18 protein-coding genes are annotated in these 17,025 nt (G+C 69.5%); 8 read left to right on the top strand and 10 right to left on the bottom strand.

The annotated features are described in order from the left end of the window. Nucleotides 1-38: 38 nt before the first annotated feature. Complete coding sequence (locus tag ASE14_RS16660; RefSeq protein WP_056657816.1) at nucleotides 39-500, top strand: VOC family protein; 462 nt, start codon at nucleotides 39-41, stop codon at nucleotides 498-500. Nucleotides 501-510: 10 nt separating this feature from the next. After that, the gene (locus ASE14_RS16655; RefSeq protein WP_056657546.1) at nucleotides 511-1,221 is read left to right on the top strand and encodes a helix-turn-helix domain-containing protein; all 711 of its coding nucleotides are present in this window, start codon (nucleotides 511-513) and stop codon (nucleotides 1,219-1,221) included. A gap of 2 nt (nucleotides 1,222-1,223) precedes the next feature. Here ASE14_RS16655 and ASE14_RS16650 read toward each other — a convergent pair whose 3' ends face one another. Both ASE14_RS16650 and ASE14_RS16645 read right to left on the bottom strand, forming a co-directional pair. Continuing rightward, a complete protein-coding gene (locus ASE14_RS16650) occupies nucleotides 1,224-3,716 on the bottom strand; it encodes a glycoside hydrolase family 3 C-terminal domain-containing protein (protein ID WP_056657543.1) in 2,493 nt (830 codons plus the stop codon). Continuing rightward, nucleotides 3,716-5,083 (bottom strand): MFS transporter, encoded by a 1,368-nt coding sequence (locus tag ASE14_RS16645; RefSeq protein WP_157373062.1) that lies wholly within the window; start codon nucleotides 5,081-5,083, stop codon nucleotides 3,716-3,718. The genes ASE14_RS16650 and ASE14_RS16645 overlap by 1 nt, the downstream gene beginning before the upstream one ends. Nucleotides 5,084-5,180: 97 nt before the next feature. On the opposite strand from ASE14_RS16645, the gene ASE14_RS16640 reads away from it, so the two are divergent. Then, complete coding sequence (locus ASE14_RS16640) at nucleotides 5,181-5,792, top strand: TetR/AcrR family transcriptional regulator (RefSeq protein ID WP_056657536.1); 612 nt, start codon at nucleotides 5,181-5,183, stop codon at nucleotides 5,790-5,792. Nucleotides 5,793-5,929: 137 nt separating this feature from the next. On the opposite strand, the gene ASE14_RS16635 is transcribed toward ASE14_RS16640, so the two are convergent. The 6 genes from ASE14_RS16635 to ASE14_RS16610 all read right to left on the bottom strand — a co-directional run bounded on the left by ASE14_RS16635 (nucleotide 5,930) and on the right by ASE14_RS16610 (nucleotide 11,816). Next, complete coding sequence (locus ASE14_RS16635; RefSeq protein ID WP_056657534.1) at nucleotides 5,930-7,306, bottom strand: NAD-dependent succinate-semialdehyde dehydrogenase; 1,377 nt, start codon at nucleotides 7,304-7,306, stop codon at nucleotides 5,930-5,932. A 24-nt stretch (nucleotides 7,307-7,330) separates the two neighbouring features. Then, nucleotides 7,331-7,690: a cupin domain-containing protein gene (locus ASE14_RS16630; RefSeq protein ID WP_056657530.1), complete on the bottom strand. Its 360-nt coding sequence runs from the start codon at nucleotides 7,688-7,690 to the stop codon at nucleotides 7,331-7,333. Next, nucleotides 7,687-9,135 carry an FAD-binding oxidoreductase gene (locus ASE14_RS16625; RefSeq protein ID WP_056657813.1) on the bottom strand — a complete coding sequence of 483 codons (1,449 nt, stop codon included), beginning with the start codon at nucleotides 9,133-9,135 and terminating at the stop codon, nucleotides 7,687-7,689. The genes ASE14_RS16630 and ASE14_RS16625 overlap by 4 nt, the downstream gene beginning before the upstream one ends. 246 nt (nucleotides 9,136-9,381) lie before the next feature. Further along, nucleotides 9,382-9,705, bottom strand: coding sequence for a hypothetical protein (locus ASE14_RS16620; RefSeq protein ID WP_056657527.1), 324 nt, complete (start codon nucleotides 9,703-9,705; stop codon nucleotides 9,382-9,384). Between the two features lie 176 nt (nucleotides 9,706-9,881). After that, on the bottom strand, nucleotides 9,882-10,178 hold the full coding sequence (locus tag ASE14_RS16615) for a hypothetical protein (RefSeq protein WP_157373061.1): 297 nt from the start codon (nucleotides 10,176-10,178) through the stop codon (nucleotides 9,882-9,884). A 135-nt stretch (nucleotides 10,179-10,313) separates the two neighbouring features. After that, nucleotides 10,314-11,816 (bottom strand): helix-turn-helix transcriptional regulator, encoded by a 1,503-nt coding sequence (locus ASE14_RS16610; RefSeq protein ID WP_056657522.1) that lies wholly within the window; start codon nucleotides 11,814-11,816, stop codon nucleotides 10,314-10,316. A 258-nt stretch (nucleotides 11,817-12,074) separates the two neighbouring features. On the opposite strand from ASE14_RS16610, the gene ASE14_RS16605 reads away from it, so the two are divergent. From ASE14_RS16605 to ASE14_RS16595, 3 genes are all read left to right on the top strand, one after another. Continuing rightward, complete coding sequence (locus ASE14_RS16605) at nucleotides 12,075-12,347, top strand: hypothetical protein (RefSeq protein ID WP_157373060.1); 273 nt, start codon at nucleotides 12,075-12,077, stop codon at nucleotides 12,345-12,347. Next, a complete protein-coding gene (locus ASE14_RS16600; protein ID WP_056657517.1) occupies nucleotides 12,344-13,906 on the top strand; it encodes a hypothetical protein in 1,563 nt (520 codons plus the stop codon). Before ASE14_RS16605 ends, ASE14_RS16600 begins: the two co-directional genes overlap by 4 nt. 128 nt (nucleotides 13,907-14,034) lie before the next feature. Further along, entirely contained in the window at nucleotides 14,035-14,403 is a 369-nt protein-coding gene (locus ASE14_RS16595; protein ID WP_157373059.1) for a hypothetical protein, read from the top strand. Nucleotides 14,404-14,514: 111 nt separating this feature from the next. Here the strand turns inward: ASE14_RS16595 and ASE14_RS16590 are convergent, their stop codons facing one another. Together ASE14_RS16590 and ASE14_RS16585 are read right to left on the bottom strand one after the other, a co-directional pair. Further along, nucleotides 14,515-15,063: a cysteine hydrolase family protein gene (locus ASE14_RS16590; protein ID WP_056657511.1), complete on the bottom strand. Its 549-nt coding sequence runs from the start codon at nucleotides 15,061-15,063 to the stop codon at nucleotides 14,515-14,517. Nucleotides 15,064-15,067: 4 nt separating this feature from the next. Next, a complete protein-coding gene (locus ASE14_RS16585; RefSeq protein WP_056657810.1) occupies nucleotides 15,068-15,460 on the bottom strand; it encodes a helix-turn-helix domain-containing protein in 393 nt (130 codons plus the stop codon). A gap of 68 nt (nucleotides 15,461-15,528) precedes the next feature. Here ASE14_RS16585 and ASE14_RS16580 point away from each other — a divergent pair, with 68 nt between their 5' ends. Both ASE14_RS16580 and ASE14_RS16575 read left to right on the top strand, forming a co-directional pair. Beyond that, on the top strand, nucleotides 15,529-16,389 hold the full coding sequence (locus tag ASE14_RS16580; protein ID WP_056657508.1) for an NAD-dependent epimerase/dehydratase family protein: 861 nt from the start codon (nucleotides 15,529-15,531) through the stop codon (nucleotides 16,387-16,389). Nucleotides 16,390-16,501: 112 nt separating this feature from the next. Then, nucleotides 16,502-16,975 (top strand): hypothetical protein, encoded by a 474-nt coding sequence (locus tag ASE14_RS16575; protein WP_056657505.1) that lies wholly within the window; start codon nucleotides 16,502-16,504, stop codon nucleotides 16,973-16,975. Nucleotides 16,976-17,025 lie beyond the last annotated feature (50 nt).

Here is a 17,025-nt window from a genome sequence, read left to right as displayed (position 1 = left end):
ATCATCCGGTAGACACTGACGATCCCATGGAGGCGATCATGACCACGACCAGCATTTTCGTGAACCTGCCCACGACCGACCTCGAACGCTCCAAGAGCTTCTACGAGGCGCTCGGGTTCCGCATCAACCCCCTCTTCACCGATGACAACGCCGCGTGCGTCGTGCTCGACGAGAACATCTACTTCATGGTGCTCACGCGCGACTACCTCGCCACCTTCACCGACAAGCAGATCATCGACCCCAAGACGCATGCGCAGACGAGCATCTCGTTCACCCGCGACTCGCGCGACGAGGTCGACGCGGTGCTCGTCAAGGGGCTCGCCGCCGGCGGCAGCGAGCCGCGCGAGGCGCAGGACTACGGCTTCATGTACTCGCGCGACCTCGAAGACCCCGACGGCAACATCCTGGGGTTCCTCTTCATGGAGCCGGCCGCTGCAGAGCAGGGTCCCGACGCCTACATGGCCGGGCAGGGCGCTGCTGCGCCGTCGGCCACGGCCTGACGCACACAACATGGCGACACGCGGGGCGCGCGGCTTCGGCCAGTACGGGGGAGTGGCCCGCGCTCTCGAGCGGGTCGGGGATCGATGGGCGCTGCTCATCGTCCGCGACCTGCTCGTCGGGCCGCGCCGGTACGGCGACCTGAAGACCGGGCTGCCGCGCATCCCGACCAACATCCTGAGCGATCGGCTCAAGGAGCTGCAGGAGTCCGGCGTCGTGCGCCGCGTCCCGACGGTGCGCGGCGGGTACGAGCTGACCGCCCTCGGCCATGGGCTCGAACCCGTCGTCATCGCCCTCGAGCGGTGGGGGTGGTCGGTGCTCGGCGATCAGGCCGAGGGCGAGGCGGTCACGCACGACGCGCTCGCCGTCGCGCTCCGCGCCGCATTCCGAGCGGATGCCGCGGCGTCCCTGCCGCCGACCGAGTACGTGCTGCACGTGGCCGGGACCTCGGTCTCCGCGATCGTCGTCGGCGGCACGCTCGATGTCGCACCGGTCGGCGCCGGGGCGCTTCCGCAGCCGCGCCGGCGCTCGGCGTTCGAGCCGGTGCCGTCGGCCGTGCTCGAACTGGAGCTCGAACCGGCGGCACTCCATGGGGTGCTGGCGGGCGACGCGTCGGGCGCGGTCGTGCTGGCCGGTGATGCCGAGCTGCTCGCGCGATTCGGGCTCACCTTCCGCATCGAGCCGGTCGGACCGTCGACCGATGTCATCTCCGCGGCGGCGTAGCGTCAGCGCTGCTCCGCCACCACCTCGACCGGGTCGAGGTCGGCGCTCGAGAACCCGATGCGGAGACCTCGCGGCGGCACCGGGCTGAGCACTCGCTCCACGGCGCGACGCGACACCGCGACGCTCGCATCGACCGTCTCGCCCGCGGCGGCCTGCACACGGGCCGCTCCGAGGAAGCGGAGTCCGGAGTCCGCAGCGGAGACCGGGTCGACCTCGGCGTAGAGCTGCACGAGCTGCGCGCCGGCGCGCGCACCGGTGTTCGCGACCTGCAGCCGCACTTCGAGGGCGTCGTCGCGCCAGACGCCCGATGCAGGCCTGCGCCGCCACTCGGTGAATCCCAGCCCGTGCCCGAACGGGTACGCCACCGCGTCGGGTGCGGTGCGAGCCCGATATCCGAAGGCCGCCCCCTCGTCGTACCGGAGGACGCCGTCGACGGGCTGCGTGCTCGGGAAGCCCGCATCGTCGTGTGCGAACCAGGTGGCGGGAAGGCGCCCGCCCGGTTCGGCGGTGCCGCTCAGCACCCGGGCCAGGGCGGTGCCCGCCTCCTGCCCGGGGAAGTGCGCGACGAGGATCGCGCCGACACGGTCTCGCCACGGCATCGTGATCGAGGCGCCGGCATTGACGACCACCGTGGTGCGGGGGTTCGCCTGCGCGACGGCCTCGACGAGGGCGTCCTGGCCGAGCGACACCGCGAGCGTCGTGCGATCGAAGCCCTCCGACTCGTCGGTCTCGGTCGTGACGACGGTCACGACCGCGGCGTCGGCCCATTCGGCGAGGGCCCTCGCCTCATCCAGCAATGCCTCGGGGGTCCTGGCCTCGTGGTCGAGGCCCAGGCGGAACGCCACGATGCTCGCGGCCTCCGGCTCGAAGGAGAGCTCGATCAGCACCGGGCGGTCGGGCAGTTCGAGCGTCTCGACGTGCTGCGGCGGAGCGCTGAGTGCGGTGATCGGGTCGGGGTCCTCGAGGCCGAGCGTGCGGCTCGAGACCACCCTGCCGTCGACCTCGAGCGTGAACCGCCCGACACCCGCGTACCCGATCCTGCGCACGCCGGGCTCGCGCACGCGGGCGCTCGCGACGATCGTCGCGACGGATGCCTCGTCCACACCGTCGGGGAAGCCGAGGCCGTAGACGAGAGCTCCGGTCAGGCGCTGCTCGGTCGCGATCGTGGCGCCGTCACGGTCGAGGAACGCGACCTCGATGCCGGGACGGCCATCGCTCGTCGTGCTCTCGGTGCCGATCGCGGTGAGCAGCTCGAATGGATCGCACCCGGTGGCGAAGCGCACCTCGCTGCCCGGGTACTCGGCGCGCACGCCGTCGAGGAACGAGACCACGTGCGGGGGCACGACGGTCGCGCTCCCGCCGCCGCCGATGCGGACCCGCCGGGCGGCGGCGCCGATCACGGCGATCCTCGGCGTGGTCGACCGCGGCATCGGGAGCGTCGCATCGCGGTTCTCCAGCAGCACCATGCTCTGTACCGACAGGGCGGTGAGCGCCTCGCGGAGCTCCGGATCGTCGGGGGCCGGTGCCGGCGGTGCTGCCGGGGCCGCGGGTGCTGCCGGTGTCGTGCTCGCCCTTGCGGCGGGGTCCGGGCCTGCGGCGGGGAGATCGTCGAGCGCGCCGACCCGGGCTGCGAGCCGCAGCAGGCGCGCCGCCCTGCGGTCGAGGTCGGCCACGTCGACGTCGCCCGCTCGGACCGCGGCGGCGAGGCCCTCCGCCCACTGGGTCGCGGGGCCCGGCATGGCGAGGTCGGTGCCCGCCTTCGCGCTGGAGACCACCGAACGCACCGCGTCCCAGTCCGAGATCACCACGCCGTCGAATCCCCAGTCGTGTCGGAGGAGTTCGTCGAGCAGCGGGGACTCGGTGCCGGTCGTGCCGTTGATGCCGTTGTAGCTGCTCATGACGGCCCAGGCGCCCGCCTCGACCGCCGCGGCGAACGGGGCGGCATAGACCCGCTCGAGGGTGTCGCGGTCGATGACGACGTCGGCGGTCATCCGCTCGGTCTCGGAGTCGTTGCCGACGAAGTGCTTCGCCGTCGCGGCGACGCCGGCGGACTGGATGCCGCGCACCACGCCCGCCGCGATCGCACCGCTGAGGGCCGGGTCCTCGCCGAACGACTCGAAGTTGCGCCCCGCGAGCGGTGAACGGTGGAGGTTCATGGTCGGGCCGAGCACGATGCGCACGCCCTTGCGGCGGGCCTCCCCGCCGATGATGCGGCCGGCCGTCTCCGCGGCGTCGGCGTCGAACGTCGCGGCGATCGCGGTGGCATTCGGCAGTGAAGCGGATGGGTCGTGTTCGGTCCAGCGTTCGCCGCGGACGCCGCTCGGCCCGTCGGACATCACCATCTCGCGCAACCCGATCTCGGGGATCGCGGCCGTCGACCAGAAGGTCGCGCCGGAGACCAGCGCGACCTTCTGCTCGAGGGAGAGACGGGCGATGCGGCCGGCGATGTCCGCGTCGAGGTCGATCGCGTGCATCGGATCGGTCGCAGCCGCCATCAGCGAACCCGGCGGATGGGCATGACGAGCAGCGCGCCGACGGCGGAGAAGAGCGCGGCGAACAGGAAGAGCGCCGCGAAGTTCATGCCCGGCTGCTGGCCGAGCCACGTGAGCCCGAGGAAGAACGGCGCGATGAACGGGGCCACGAACTGGGGTGCCGCCGAGGCGATGTTGAAGACGCCGAGGTCCTTCGCGGCATCCGCATCCTTGTCGGGCAGCACATCGGTTGCGAGCGCGAGGTCGACACCGAAGTACACGCCCTGCGCGAGTCCGCCGATGAACAGGCCGACGAGCGCCATCGGCAGGCCCGAGTGATCGGGTGCGGCGAACACGAGGAACAGCAGGCTGACCGCGTAGATCAGCGCCGAGGTGACGACGAAGACCTTGCGGCGCCGGAACACGTCGGAGAGCTTGCCGGAGGCGTATCCGGTGATGACCGAGCCGATGACCATCACGAGCGTGCCCCAGAGCACGACGGCGTCGAGCTCCGGGCCCTCGAATCCGAGGTGCAGCTGCGAGTAGGGCGTCTGATAGACGAGCAGGTACGCGATGCCGAGCATGAAGAAGAACCGGCTGATCCAGGCCCAGGCGAAGTCGGGGCTCTTGCGGGGGTCGAACACGAAGGAGCCGAAGAAGTCGCGGAGCGAGTAGGGGGTCACCTCCGACTTGGCGAGGTGCCGGTCGTACGGCGTCAGCGCGAAGAACAGCGCTGCAGCAGTGAGGAGTGCGACGACGAGTGGCGCCAGGAACCGCCACGGGCTGCCGGGCTCGCCGCCGATGACCGCTCCGGCGTCGTCGAAGGTCACAGTGCCGGCGGCGAAGAGGCCGACGAGCCAGACCGCGGGGAGGGCGGCGACGTTCATCGCCACGCCGAGCCATGCCGCGACGGTGCCCCGGTGCCGCTCGGGCACCTGATCGGGGAGCACTGCCGTGTACACGGCGAGCAGGCCGTTGCAGCCGATCTGGCTCACGGTCCAGCCGATCGCGATGGTCGTGAGTTCGGCCGGGCCGAAGGTCACGATGAGCAGGCCGAGGGCGAACACGAGTGCGCTCACCACGATCCACGGACGGCGCATGCCGAAGCGCGACGTCGTGCGGTCGCTCAGGCGGCCGATGAACGGGTTCGCGAGTGCTGCGGCGATGGCGCCGGCCGCGGACACGATCGCGAGCGCGCCGACGGAGGTGACGCCTTCGCCGGCCGGCGGGAAGAGCTCGGTGAGCCGGGTGTAGAGGGCGAGGATGCCGGGGCCCATGATCCCCACGTACGCGCCGAGGTAGGCGAGCACGTAGATCGTGAAGAACCCGCCGCCGGGCCGCGGTCGCGGGGGAGCGGATTCGGCAGTGGTGGAGAGCGGTAGCTGTGACATCGTCGACTCCTTCGTCGTGAGGGAGTTCACACCCTACCAACCAGATGGTAGGTAATACCAGACGATACGATGAGTTCCGGATCAGGGGAGGCGGCAGATGAACGCAACGACCGCGCGTGCGCCGCACCTCGTCAGGGGGGATCAGGCCCGCACGAGGATCCTCGAGGCGGCCTCGGAGGCCTTCGCCCGCGAGGGCTTCAACGGCTCGTCGCTCGACCGCATCGCGAAGGCCGCGGGCCTGACCAAGGCGGGCCTCATCCACCACTTCCCGACGAAGCTCGATCTGCTGCGCGCGGTGCTCGACGCCCGTGAAGACGAAGCGCTCGTGCAGGCGGGTCGCGACACCGCCACCCTGCACGTGCTCGACACCCTACTGATGGTCGCCCGACGCGACGTCGCCGACGAGACCCGCACGCGCGGGTTCGCCGTGCTGCTCGGCGAGGCGGTCGCCCTCGACAGCCCTGTCGCCGACTGGTTCCAGGGTCACTACGGGCAGCTCACCGACGAGATCGCGAGCGCGATCGCCTCGGCGGCTCGCTCCGGAACCGCGCGGACCGACCTCGACGCCGACGCGATCGCGGCCGAGGCGGTCGCGGTCATGGACGGACTGCAGATCCAGTGGCTGCTGGGCGGCAGCGCCGAGGCGTACCTCGAGCGGCTCGAGCAGTACCTCGAGCGGCTCCGGTCACACCTGACCGCCGTCGGCTGATCGGTCGCGAGCCGCATCATCGGAGATCCGCGCAACTTCGGAGCATCCGGAGTCATCCCGTCCGAGCAGGTGCAGATGTCCGCGCCGTGGTACGGCGAACGCGGCGGGTGACGCTGCACCCGCCGCGTTCGTGCCGACTACTTCGCGACGAAGGAGAGACGCCGGTTGGCGAACTCGCCGATGCCGACCGGGCCCATCTCGCGGCCGAACCCGGAGCGCTTCACGCCGCCGAAGGGCAGCTCGGCAGCCTCGGCCGCGATGATGTTCACGTGCGTCATGCCGACCTCGAGTCGCGAGGCGACTCGGGCGGCGCGGGCCTCGTCGGTCGAGAACACCGAGCCACCGAGGCCGAGGTCGCAGTCGTTGGCGAGCTCGATCGCCTCCTCGTCGCTGTGCACCCGGTAGACGGTCGCCACCGGGCCGAAGATCTCTTCGCGGTACGACTCGGAGTCGCGGGGCACACCTGTCAGCACGGCGGGCGAGAAGTACGCACCGGGGCCGTCCGACAGCACGCCACCGGCCTCGAGCGTGGCACCCGCGGCGACGGCCTTCTGCACCTGGGCGTTCACGGTCTCGGCGGCGGTGCGGGACGACAGCGGCACATACTGTCCCTCGCCGAAGTTCAGCTGGTCGCCCGGCTCGAGCCCGTCCGCGAGACGGCGCAGCTCGGCGACGAACTCGTCGTAGATGTCGTCCATCACGATCAGCCGCTTGTTGGAGTTGCACACCTGGCCGCCGTTGTAGACGCGGAAGTCCCAGGCCGCCTTCGCGACACTCGCCACGTCGTCGGAGTCGAGCACGACCATCGGGTCGATGCCGCCGAGCTCGAGCACGCACTTCTTGAGGTGCTGTCCGGCCTGCGCGCCGATGATGGCGCCTGCCCGCTCGGAGCCCGTGAGCGAGACGCCCTGCACCCTGGGGTCGGCGATCATCGTCGCGATCTGGTCGTGCGAGGCGAAGACGTTCTGGTAGCCCCCGACCGGGATGCCGGCCTCCTCCATGATCGCCTGCACCGCGAGAGCCGAGCGCGCGCAGATGTCGGCGTGCTTCAGGATGATCGTGTTGCCGAGCACGAGGTTCGGCGCCGCGAAACGGGCCACCTGGTAGTACGGGAAGTTCCACGGCATAACGCCGAGCAGCGCACCGACCGGCAGCTGTTCGATGATCGCCTTGCCGGGGATCGTGCTCGGGATCTCGTGGTCGGTGATCAGGCTCGGCCCGTAGACGGCGTAGTAGTCGATGATCGAGGCCGCGAATTCGACCTCGTCGACCGACTCGGCCAGCGACTTGCCCATCTCGAGGGCGATGAGCCGTGCGAGTTCGTCCTTGCGCTCCACGAACAGCTCCGCCACGCGCTTGACCGCCGCGGCACGCTCCTGAACGCTGCGGCCGCGCCAGTCGCGGTACGCGGCATCGGCCGCCGCGAGGGTCTGCTCGATCTCCGCGTCGGTCGCGACGTCGAACGTCTCGACGATCTCGCCGGTCGCGGGGTTCTGTACTCGGTACTTCGCCATTCTGTGATCCTCCTTCGTCGCGCCTCAGCGCGAGATGAATACCTTGCGGAGCGTCTCGCGCACCGTCCAGATCGTCTTCATGCCCGCCTCGAGGCGCACGACGGCGCCGGGGGCGAGGATGATCGGGTCGGCGATCGGGTGCTCGAACTCGACCGTCGCGGCGCCCGCGAGCACGACGAAGACTTCGTCGACCTCGACATCGCGCATCGCGCCGGGCGTCATCTCCCACACGCCGATCTCGCCGGCGTCCGACGAGTCGAGTGCCTGGTAGCCGGTCGCGGGCGAACCCGCAACGACCTGGTCGGCCGGCACCGGCTCGTGCTCGAGCACGAGGCCCGGGGCATCCGTCACCGCACCGGCGAGGAGGCGAAGGTCGTCGCTCATGAGTCGAACCCCAATCCGAGGGCGTCGAGGGTCTTCAGCAGCACGTTGCGCTTGCCCTGGTTGTGGTCGGCGCGGTTCAGCGACCAGCGGGTCGCGTTGATGCCCATCGACGCGGCCGGCTCGGGAGGGAACGGCAGCGGGCGCTTGCGCACCATCTCGAGCTGCGTGCGCTCGTTGTCGCGGCCCTCGAGCAGGTCGAGCATGACCTCGGCCGCGAACCGGGTCGAGCCGACGCCGAGTCCGGTGAAGCCGGCGGCGTAGGCGACGCGGTTGTCGCGCGCGGTGCCGAAGAACGCCGTGAACTGGGTGCTCGTGTCGATCGCGCCCGCCCACTGGTGGCTGAACTGCAGCCCCTCGAGCTGCGGGAACGTCGTGAAGAAGTGGCTCGCGAGCTTCTGCCAGCTCTCGGGCCGGTTCTCGTACTCCGAGCGCACCTTGCGGCCGTAGTTGTAGATCGCGTCGTACCCGCCGAACAGGATGCGGTTGTCCTTCGAGAGGCGGTAGTAGTGGAACTGGTTGGCCATGTCGCCGATGCCCTGGCGGTCCTTCCACCCGATGTCGGCGAGCTGCCCCTCCGACAGGGGCTCGGTCATGAGCACGTAGTCGTAGACCGGCACGGTCATCAGGCGGTTGCGCTTCAGCAGCGACGGGAACACGTTGGTGGCGAGCACCGCGTGCGCGGCGTCGACGCGGCCGCCGTCGGTGATCACCGAGACCGCACCGGTCGATCCCGGCGTGTCGATGCGCTTGACGGGCGAGTGCTCGAAGATCTCGACGCCGAGCTCCTCGGCGACGCGGGCGAGCTCGGAAGCCAGGCGCGCGGGGTGCACCATGGCGTTCGTGCGCTGCTCCCAGACGCCGGCGAGGTAGGTCGGCGATGCGACCGACGCCTGCACCGCCTCCTGGTCGAGGAAGACGACGCCCTCTTCGCCCTTCTTCACGGACTCGGCGTGCCACTCGCGCAGCCACTCGACCTGGTGCTCCTCGATCGCCGGCGCGAGCATGCCCGTGCGCTCGAAGTGGAAGTCCATGCCGTACTCGGCCTCTGCAGCCTCGATCGCGTCGAGGTTCTGCATGCCGAGGCGGTGGAGCGTCGGCATCTCCTTCGGCCAGCGGGCCTCGCCGTTCTCGTCACCGTGCGTGAGGCTCGCCTCGCAGAAGCCGCCGTTGCGACCGGATGCCGCCCAGCCGACGCTCTTCGCCTCGACGAGGATGACGCGGGCGTCGGGGGTGCGGCGCTTGGCGAGCACCGCCGACCAGAGGCCCGTGTAGCCGCCGCCGACGATGACGAGGTCGGCGACGTGGTCGCCGGTGAGCTTCGGGCGACCGCCCACGGCCCCCTCGGGCAGGTCGTCGAGCCAGAACACCGAGCGTGCGGTGTTCTCGAGCGAATGGGCGATGACGGATGCCGGCGGCTGGTGTCGTTCGAAGACGGTGGTTCCCACGGGGATCACTCCGATGCGGTTGTGGTGCTTCCATCCTTTCGTGCGACCCTGCACGTTCGCCAGCTCGTCCTGTCTCGACATCCGCTCGCCGTCGGACACGGTGGCTGGATCGCCGTAACACTCTGAGACCTCCTTGGGCAGACTTCGCGCAGATCACCGCCACCATCGCCGGCGAGCAGAACAATCTGCTTCGGGTGGCGCAGCGTTCAAGGCTCCGACCTCCCCACCTCGATCAGATCTTGGTGCTCAATTCTCGAAGGTCCCCGTACCAGCGGGTGTGATCGCGGTGTAGATTTCGACGGCGGTGGTCAGTTCCTCATGCGCCCGCATGAGTTTGTCTGTGCCGCACAGCACTTGTAGCCATTGCGCTTCCCGCGTGCTCCCGAGTGCAAGTACGACAGCATCGCTGTGAGCAACCAGGTTTGCGATAACTCTCTCCGACTCGGCTTCGCTCAGCTCGCTCGCGCGAGTCGTGTGGGGTCCGGCGGGCCAGAACGGTACGGTCGGCGCATCCGTGTCCAGCGCCTCTGCATCGACGATTTCACCATCGAGCCAGAGCCCCGTGACCACAACGAGTCCATCGGCTGCAGGGTGCAATCCTGCTCTGAATCGAACGGATACGTCACCCCCCGTCAGCCGCTTTCGGGAACTCGGACTCCATGAGGGACTTACCCACAGGATCCCCTCATCCATGCCGACTAGCTCGAGTGTGCCGCTGGCCCGCACTAGGCCGCCTTCGATCGGAATCAAGCGGTACTCCACAGCACATCCATGGACCACTTGGGTTCGCCAGAGTTCTTGTGACACGCGTAGTTGAGCATCCCTTGCACCGTGTCAAGCATCGTCTCACCCCTCGATTTGCAGGTGAACTCATTGCTGAAGTGGTTCTGGTAGTAGTTGTACTGCCAGACATTCAAGATTCCGACATTGGCCGCGCGTTCCGCTGGCGCCGCGACGGCCGGTGTTGTTTCGGCGATCGCTACACCAGCTGACAACACGATCAGACTCAGCGCCATGATGACGCGATTGGTTTTCTGTACCATCGAGCTCCCCCTCGTCGTTCCCCACGGACGCCGCCATTCGATCAGCTAGAGGTGCTGCAGGTCAAGCGATCGAGCACGTCACCGTCCCGAGTCACTGACCAGGTAGCGACCCGCTGCTGTACCCGGATGGCCCGTTCAGCGCGGCGAGTGGGACTCGAGGAACTGGTAGACCTCGGTCTGGTCGACACCGGGGAACGTGCCCGTCGGCAGGGCGGCGAGCAGGCTCGTCGGGGTGCGGGCGGCCGGCCACGAGGCATCCGCCCACCGATCGGCGAGCCCGGTCGGCGCCTGGCAGCAGGCGGGGTCGGGGCACCGTGAAACCGCACGATGCGGTGTCTCGCGGCCGCGGAACCACTTGACGTGCTCGAACGGCACGCCGACCGACACCGAGTACTCGCCCTCCTTCGCCTTCTCGATGCGCGAGGTGCACCAGAACGTGCCCGACGGGGTGTCGGTGTACTGGTACCAGGGGCTGAACCGGTCTTCGACGTCGAACACCGTGCGGGCCGTCCAGTTGCGGCACATCGTCGTGCCCTCGATCGCGCCGAGGGCATCGCTCGGGAAACGCACGCGGTCGTTCTCGTAGGCCTTGATGATCGTGCCCGACTCGTGCACCTTCGTGAAGTGCACCGGAATGCCGAGCCGCGCCGTCGCGAGGTTCGTGAACCGGTGCGCCGCCGTCTCGTACGAGACGGCGAATGCGTCGCGCAGCTCCTCCATCGAGATGCGGCGCAGGTTCTTCGCCTCGGTGAGGAAGCGCACGGCCGCCTGCTCGGGCAGCAGGATCGCGGCCGTCAGGTAGTTGGTCTCGATGCGCTGGCGCAGGAAGTCGGCGTAGCCGCGAGGCTCCTCGTGGTCGAGCAGGTGGCTCGCGAGCGCCTGCAGGATCGGCGAGCGGGAGTCGCGCGAGGGCGACTGCTGCGTCGGCAGGTAGACACGCCCGTTGCGCTTGTCGGTCACCGAACGGGTCGAGTGCGGCAGATCGCCCACGTAGTGCAGCGAGTAGCCGAGGTGGCTCGCCATGTCGGCGACCAGCTGGTGCGACACCGGGCCGCCGGTGTGGCCGACGGCCTCGAGCAGCTCGGAGGCCTTCGCTTCGAGCTCGGGGTAGAAGTTGTCGCGGGCGCGCATCTCTGCCCGCAACTGCGCGTTGGCCCGCCGCGCCTCCTCGGGTGTCGCCGCGCGCTCGCGATGGAGCCGGTCGATCTCGTTGTGCAGGCTCAGGATCGTCTGCAGGGTCTGGTCGTTCATGCCCTTCGCCACGCGGAACGACGGCAGGCCGAGGGCCGCGAAGACGGGCCCCCGCTGGGCGCGCTCGACGGCGATCTCGAGGGCGGCGCGCTCCGACGGGGCATCCGCTCGCAGCAGCTCGTCGACGGTCGTGCCGAGCGCGAGGGCGATGGTGCGCAGCATCGAGAGTCGCGGCTCGCGCTTGCCGTTCTCGATCGCGGAGACCTGGCTCGGCGCTCGGTCGATCGCCGCGGCGAGTTCTCCGAGGGTCATGCTGCGAGCCGTGCGGCGATCGCGGATGCGGCGGCCGAGCGTGAGCGCGTCGACCTCGTCGGCCTCACCGGCCTCACCGGCTCTCGGCTCGGCGAGGTCGGGGGAGGGGGGCGCACTGCGATCTGCGGTGATCATGCCTTCGATCGTGACACGCGGCGCCTGATGTCACAAACGGAAGAAGTGCAGAAGTTCTGCGATCTCGCCGTGCTTGGGCGAGTTCGACGAATGAATCGGATGCCTCGGCGTCGAAGAACCTCGGAAGTACTCGTCGCCCGCAATGCCGCGGCGCGCACCGTCACGTCGACGCGGCTGCCGCCGGATCGGGGAGATCTCCCCATCGACCGGACTTGCGACGAATGACGAGAACGGGGGAGCGGCATGACCGACGTCAGGATGGACCTCGCGCGGCTCGAATCGACCGCTCACACGGCGAAGGGGCTCGCGACGACCTTCGACGATGCAGAGGCCTTCGCGGACGACCTCGGCGGGCTCACCGGTCACGGAGGGCTCAGCGACAAGATCGACGACTTCGGCGGCAAATGGGATATCGCGCGGGAGCAACTGCGCGAGAATCTGCGGTCGCAGGCCGATTTCATGCAGGCCATCGTCGACACGTTCAGGGACCTGGACACGACGATGGCTCAGGACGAGGGGACTAGGCCATGAGCGTCCTCCCGGGAAGGCCGGCCGAGCTGGCCTGGCGCGCGGCGACCCTCGTCACCTCGGCCGAGGTCATCCTCGAGGTGATCAACGAGCTGCGCGGCATCGTCGACGACGACGAGGGGAAGGCCGTCCGCGCGCTGTATGAGCAGAACGAGCAGATCTCGTCGGAGTTGGAGCGCATCCATCCCCGGTACAAGGGCACGGCCGATGCGATCACCGAGTACGCGGTCGCGCTCACCGACGCGCACGCCCGCGCCGAGAGCGCCCAAGACGACCTCGACGACGCGCTGCTCGTGCAGGTCAGCGCCGACAGGGCGCTCGAAGACCTCAACGACAGGGTGGATGCCGCTGACGACCCGTCACCTTCGTTGACCGACCAGCTCCCCGGCGCACAGCGTGCCGCCGACGACGCCGTGGCGTCGGTGAGCGACGCCAGGGCGAGCATCGAGGCGGCGCGCGAGGCGATGAACGATGCCGCTGAGGCAGCGATCCGCAAGATCGACGCGGCGATCGACTCGACGAACGAGGGGTTCTGGGACGGAGTCGGCGACTTCTTCTCGGATATCGGCGACTTCCTGGCGGGCATCGGTGAGTGGATCGGCGACTTCCTGCAAGGGGTCGTCGATCTGCTCAAGAAGATCGCCGACACGATCGTCGCGATCCTGGGCGCTCTGGTCGTCCTCCTCCTGATCCACGCGGTGGGAGCGCTGTTCGGCACGGTCGGGCTCATCGTGGCGGCGGTGGTGGTCGGCGTGCTCGCGGCTTTCCTCATCGCCAGCATCGTGTCCGACGTGCGCAAGGGCACGCCGAAGGTGAGTGAGACCGACCCGTATGCGGGTGCGTTGCCGGCGGACATGCCGAAGGATCCGACTCTGGCGAACGTGCTCGACGGCACCGGCGAGGTAGACGAACTCGGCAAGAATGCCGACACGGTCGTCAAGATCACCAAGGTGCTCGGCCCCGACGGCTGGTACTACACGGTCACTCTCCCGAGCACGCAGGAGTGGCTGTCACGGTTCGGCGACCAGGGCGCCGTCAACGACCTCGACAGCAACCTCGCACTGATCCTGACCCCTGCGCTGCAGACGCAGTACGAGCGAGCCGTGCTCGAGGCCATGGATCAGGCCGGAATCGGTGAGAACGATCCGGTCATGCTCGTCGGCTTCAGTCAGGGCGGCATCATGGCCGGCCACCTCGCGGCCTACAACTCGGATTACAACTGGCAGGCGGTCGTCGTCTCGGGAGCGCCGATCGACCACATGCCGATCCCGGACTCCGTGGACGTGGTCTCTGTGCAGCACAACGGCGACCCGGTGCCCAACCTCGACCTCGTCGCGGGTGATCTCGGCACGGAGCACGGATCGAACTGGACGACGATCAACGTCGATCCGCCGGACCCAGATGCGGTGCTGGGCGTGGATGTCGGTGCCCATAACGCCCTGAAGTACTCGCGAACCTATCAGGATCATCTCGCCGAGGTGCAGGCGAGCCACCCCGACCTCGCGAACTTCTTCAACGAGGATGGGTACGTGGACGTCTCGTACCACCACTGGAAAGAATGAGCATCATGCGACAGGGAACGGGAAGGCGCCGACTGCTCACGGTCGTGCTGGCAGGATCGCTCCTGAGCGGTGCGCTGGCGGGCTGCAGCATTGTGCTGCCAGGGCCGGAACATTCAGAGGAGATGACAGTGGACTTCGGAGACGTGTCGGATGCCGTGACGGCGGCAGCGCCCAGGGTCGTGGAGGTCGAGGACCTCAGCCGGTGGCGCAACGGCTTCGGCTACGGGTTCGAGTTGTCGATCGTGACTGATTCGGCCGAGCCCTTCACCTCCGAAGAGCTGGATGCCGTGGTCCAGGCGATCTGGCGGTCGCTGCCTTGGGAGCCGAATGGCATCACGCTGACGGCGGGTGCGGAGACTCCGGAGGGCGAGGAGATCGTCGACCTCAGGGCTGCTGCTACGGGGCTCGAGCCACTGAGTGCCACGAACGCGGGTCAGGCGGGCGTCAGCCTGACGGGCATGGATGCCCGCTACGGCAAGTGGACGACGCCTGAGTGAGCGGCCCTGATCTGCGCTTCCGGTTGCCGGGGCGCTGGTTCTCGCCACCCTCGACCGAATGAACACACGACACGGGTCTTGACACCGAAGGGTTCGCGCTGCGAGCCGCGGCTACCGGGCTGTGAGCAGCTCGTCGGTCGTGACGACCCTGGCGTAGTTTCCGTCGAGCGCCGCCATGAACGAGCCGTGCACCTGCGCCGCCGGGATCACGACGCCGTCGAACTCGAGGTCGGGCGCCGCGCACGCGTCGTGCGCCACGGTGACCCCGAAGCCGAGGTCGGATGCCGCGCGCACCGTGGCGTCGACGCACATGCTCGACATCATGCCGGCGACGACGAGCTCGTCGGCGCCGGCGGCCGCGAGGCGCTCGCCGAGGTCGGTGCCGAGGAACGAGTTCGGCGCCGCCTTCGTGACGACCGGCTCGCCGGGCAGCGGCACGACCGCCGGGTGGATCTCGACCCCCGGCGTGCCCGGGCGGAAGAACGCCGCGTCGGGGGCGTCCCAGACATGCTGCACGTGCACGACGGGGTCGCCGGCGCTGCGGAAGGCGGCGAGCAGCCGGGCGGCCGACGCCGCAGCCGCGTCGGGACCGACGAGCGGGTGGGCGCCCCCGTCGAAGTAGTCGCGTTGGATATCGACGATGATGAGCGCGGTGGTCACACGGTCACGATAGCGCCCGATCGCGCGACTCGAGCACCTCGGGCACGTGGGCCTCGGCCCACGCCCGCATCGCCGCGATCGGCTCGAGCAGCGACCTGCCGAGCGGGGTGAGCGCGTACTCGACCCGGGGCGGCGATTCGACGAAGGCCCGCCGTGACACGAGGCCGTCGCCCTCGAGCGCTCGGAGCGTCTCGGTGAGCACCTTCGGCGTGATCACCCCGACACGGGCCTTCAGCGCGGTGAAACGCATCGGTCCGGGTTCGAGCGCGAGGATGACGAACATCGTCCACCGCTCGCCGATGCGGCCGAACACGATCCGGCTCGGGCAATCGGGGCTCAGCACGTCCTTCGCGGACGCGTCCGTCCCGTCGTTCTCCTCCAGCAGCGACGTCGGCATGAGCACCTCGGTTCCCTCGAGATCGGTTCCGTTGAAGTAACCAGTATCCGATGCATACCGTGGTCCCCATGCGAATTCTCCTGACCGGTGCAACCGGCTACATCGGATCCTCCGTGCTCGACACGCTCGTCACCTCCGGGCACGACGTCGTCGCCGTCGTCCGCACTCCCGCGGCCGCCGCGCGCGTCGCCGCGCGCGGTGCGGCGGCCGTCGAAGGCGAGGTGACGGATGCCTCGTGGTTCGGCTCCGTGCTCGAGGACGTCGACGCCGCCGTGCACACCGCCGCCCCCGACGCGGGCGCAGAGGCGTTCAACACGACGGTCATCGACACCGTCATCGACCGCTTCGGCGGCACCGCGAAGCGGTTCGTGCTGACGAGCGGCATCTGGGCCTACGGCTCGGGCGAGGCGATCCACGAGGACGGCCCGCTCGACGCGCCCGAGCTCGTCGCCTGGCGGGTGCCGCTCGAGGAGCGGCTTCTCGCGTCATCCGTCGATGCCGCGATCGTCGTGCCCGGCGTCGTGTACGGGCGCGGCCGGGGACTCGCCGGCCTCATCACCGACGCCCCGCGCAGCGAGGGCGGCGAGCTCCGGCTCATCGGCGACGGCACGCAGCACTGGACCTGGGTGCACGTCGACGACCTCGCGCGGCTCTACGAGCTCGCGCTCACCCACGACGGCCCGCTCGGCCGCATCGTCGGCAGCGACGGCAACCCCACGACCGTGCTGGCGCTCGCCGACGCCGTGGCCGGCCGAGCCGGCGTCGCCCCCGAGCCCGTCGAGCTCACCCGCGCTCGGCTCGGTGCGGCATTCGCCGACGCACTCCTGCTCGACCAGCGCGCCACCGGCGGCAAGGCGCGCGCGCTCGGCTGGGTGCCGGAGCACTCGAGCGTGATCGAGGCGGTGAGGAACGAGGCATCCGCAGCCTGAGTTGGCTCGGCGGAGCGTGTCGATGGGGAGTGCTCCCCATGTCGCGAGGTTGCGGTGACTGGTTGGATGGCCGGGGGGTCGGATCGGCCCCGATCCGAAGGGGAAATCACACATGACTGCAACACGCCCGATCGCCGCGGCTTCGCTCGCCCTGTTCGCCCTGCTGCTCACCGGTTGCGCCGGTGCATCCAACGCCGGTGACTCGGCCGAGGCGAAGCCCGAGGCCAAGGCCGAGGTCGCCGCGGACCAGACGCCTCAGGAGGCATGCGACCTCATGAAGGGCAGCCTCGAGGAGCTCGTCGAGCTCTCGAGCGCCGAGAACGTCGCCACGCTCACGAGCGACCCGACCACGGCCGTCGCCGCGCTGAAGACGACCGAGGCGAGCATGCGCGAGGCCGCCGCGAAGGTGACCAACGCCGACGTCGTGGACGCCGCGAACGGCGCCTCCGGCGCGATGACCGAGTACACCGCGTTCCTCGACGTGGTCGTCTCCGACCCGGCGAACGCCGACCTGTCGAAGCTCAGCGAGCAGGTCACCGCGCTGCAGACGGGCATCGCCGAACTCGGTGAGGTCTGCTCGCTCTGACCGGCGGCGCCTCGAGCGCACCGCTGAACGAGAACAGGGGCGGGAGCTGA

This window comes from Agromyces sp. Root81 (assembly GCF_001429165.1).
Classification (GTDB): domain Bacteria; phylum Actinomycetota; class Actinomycetes; order Actinomycetales; family Microbacteriaceae; genus Agromyces.
The sequence above is the reverse complement of the archived record's forward strand: the minus strand, read 5'-3'. Positions and strand labels throughout refer to the sequence as shown.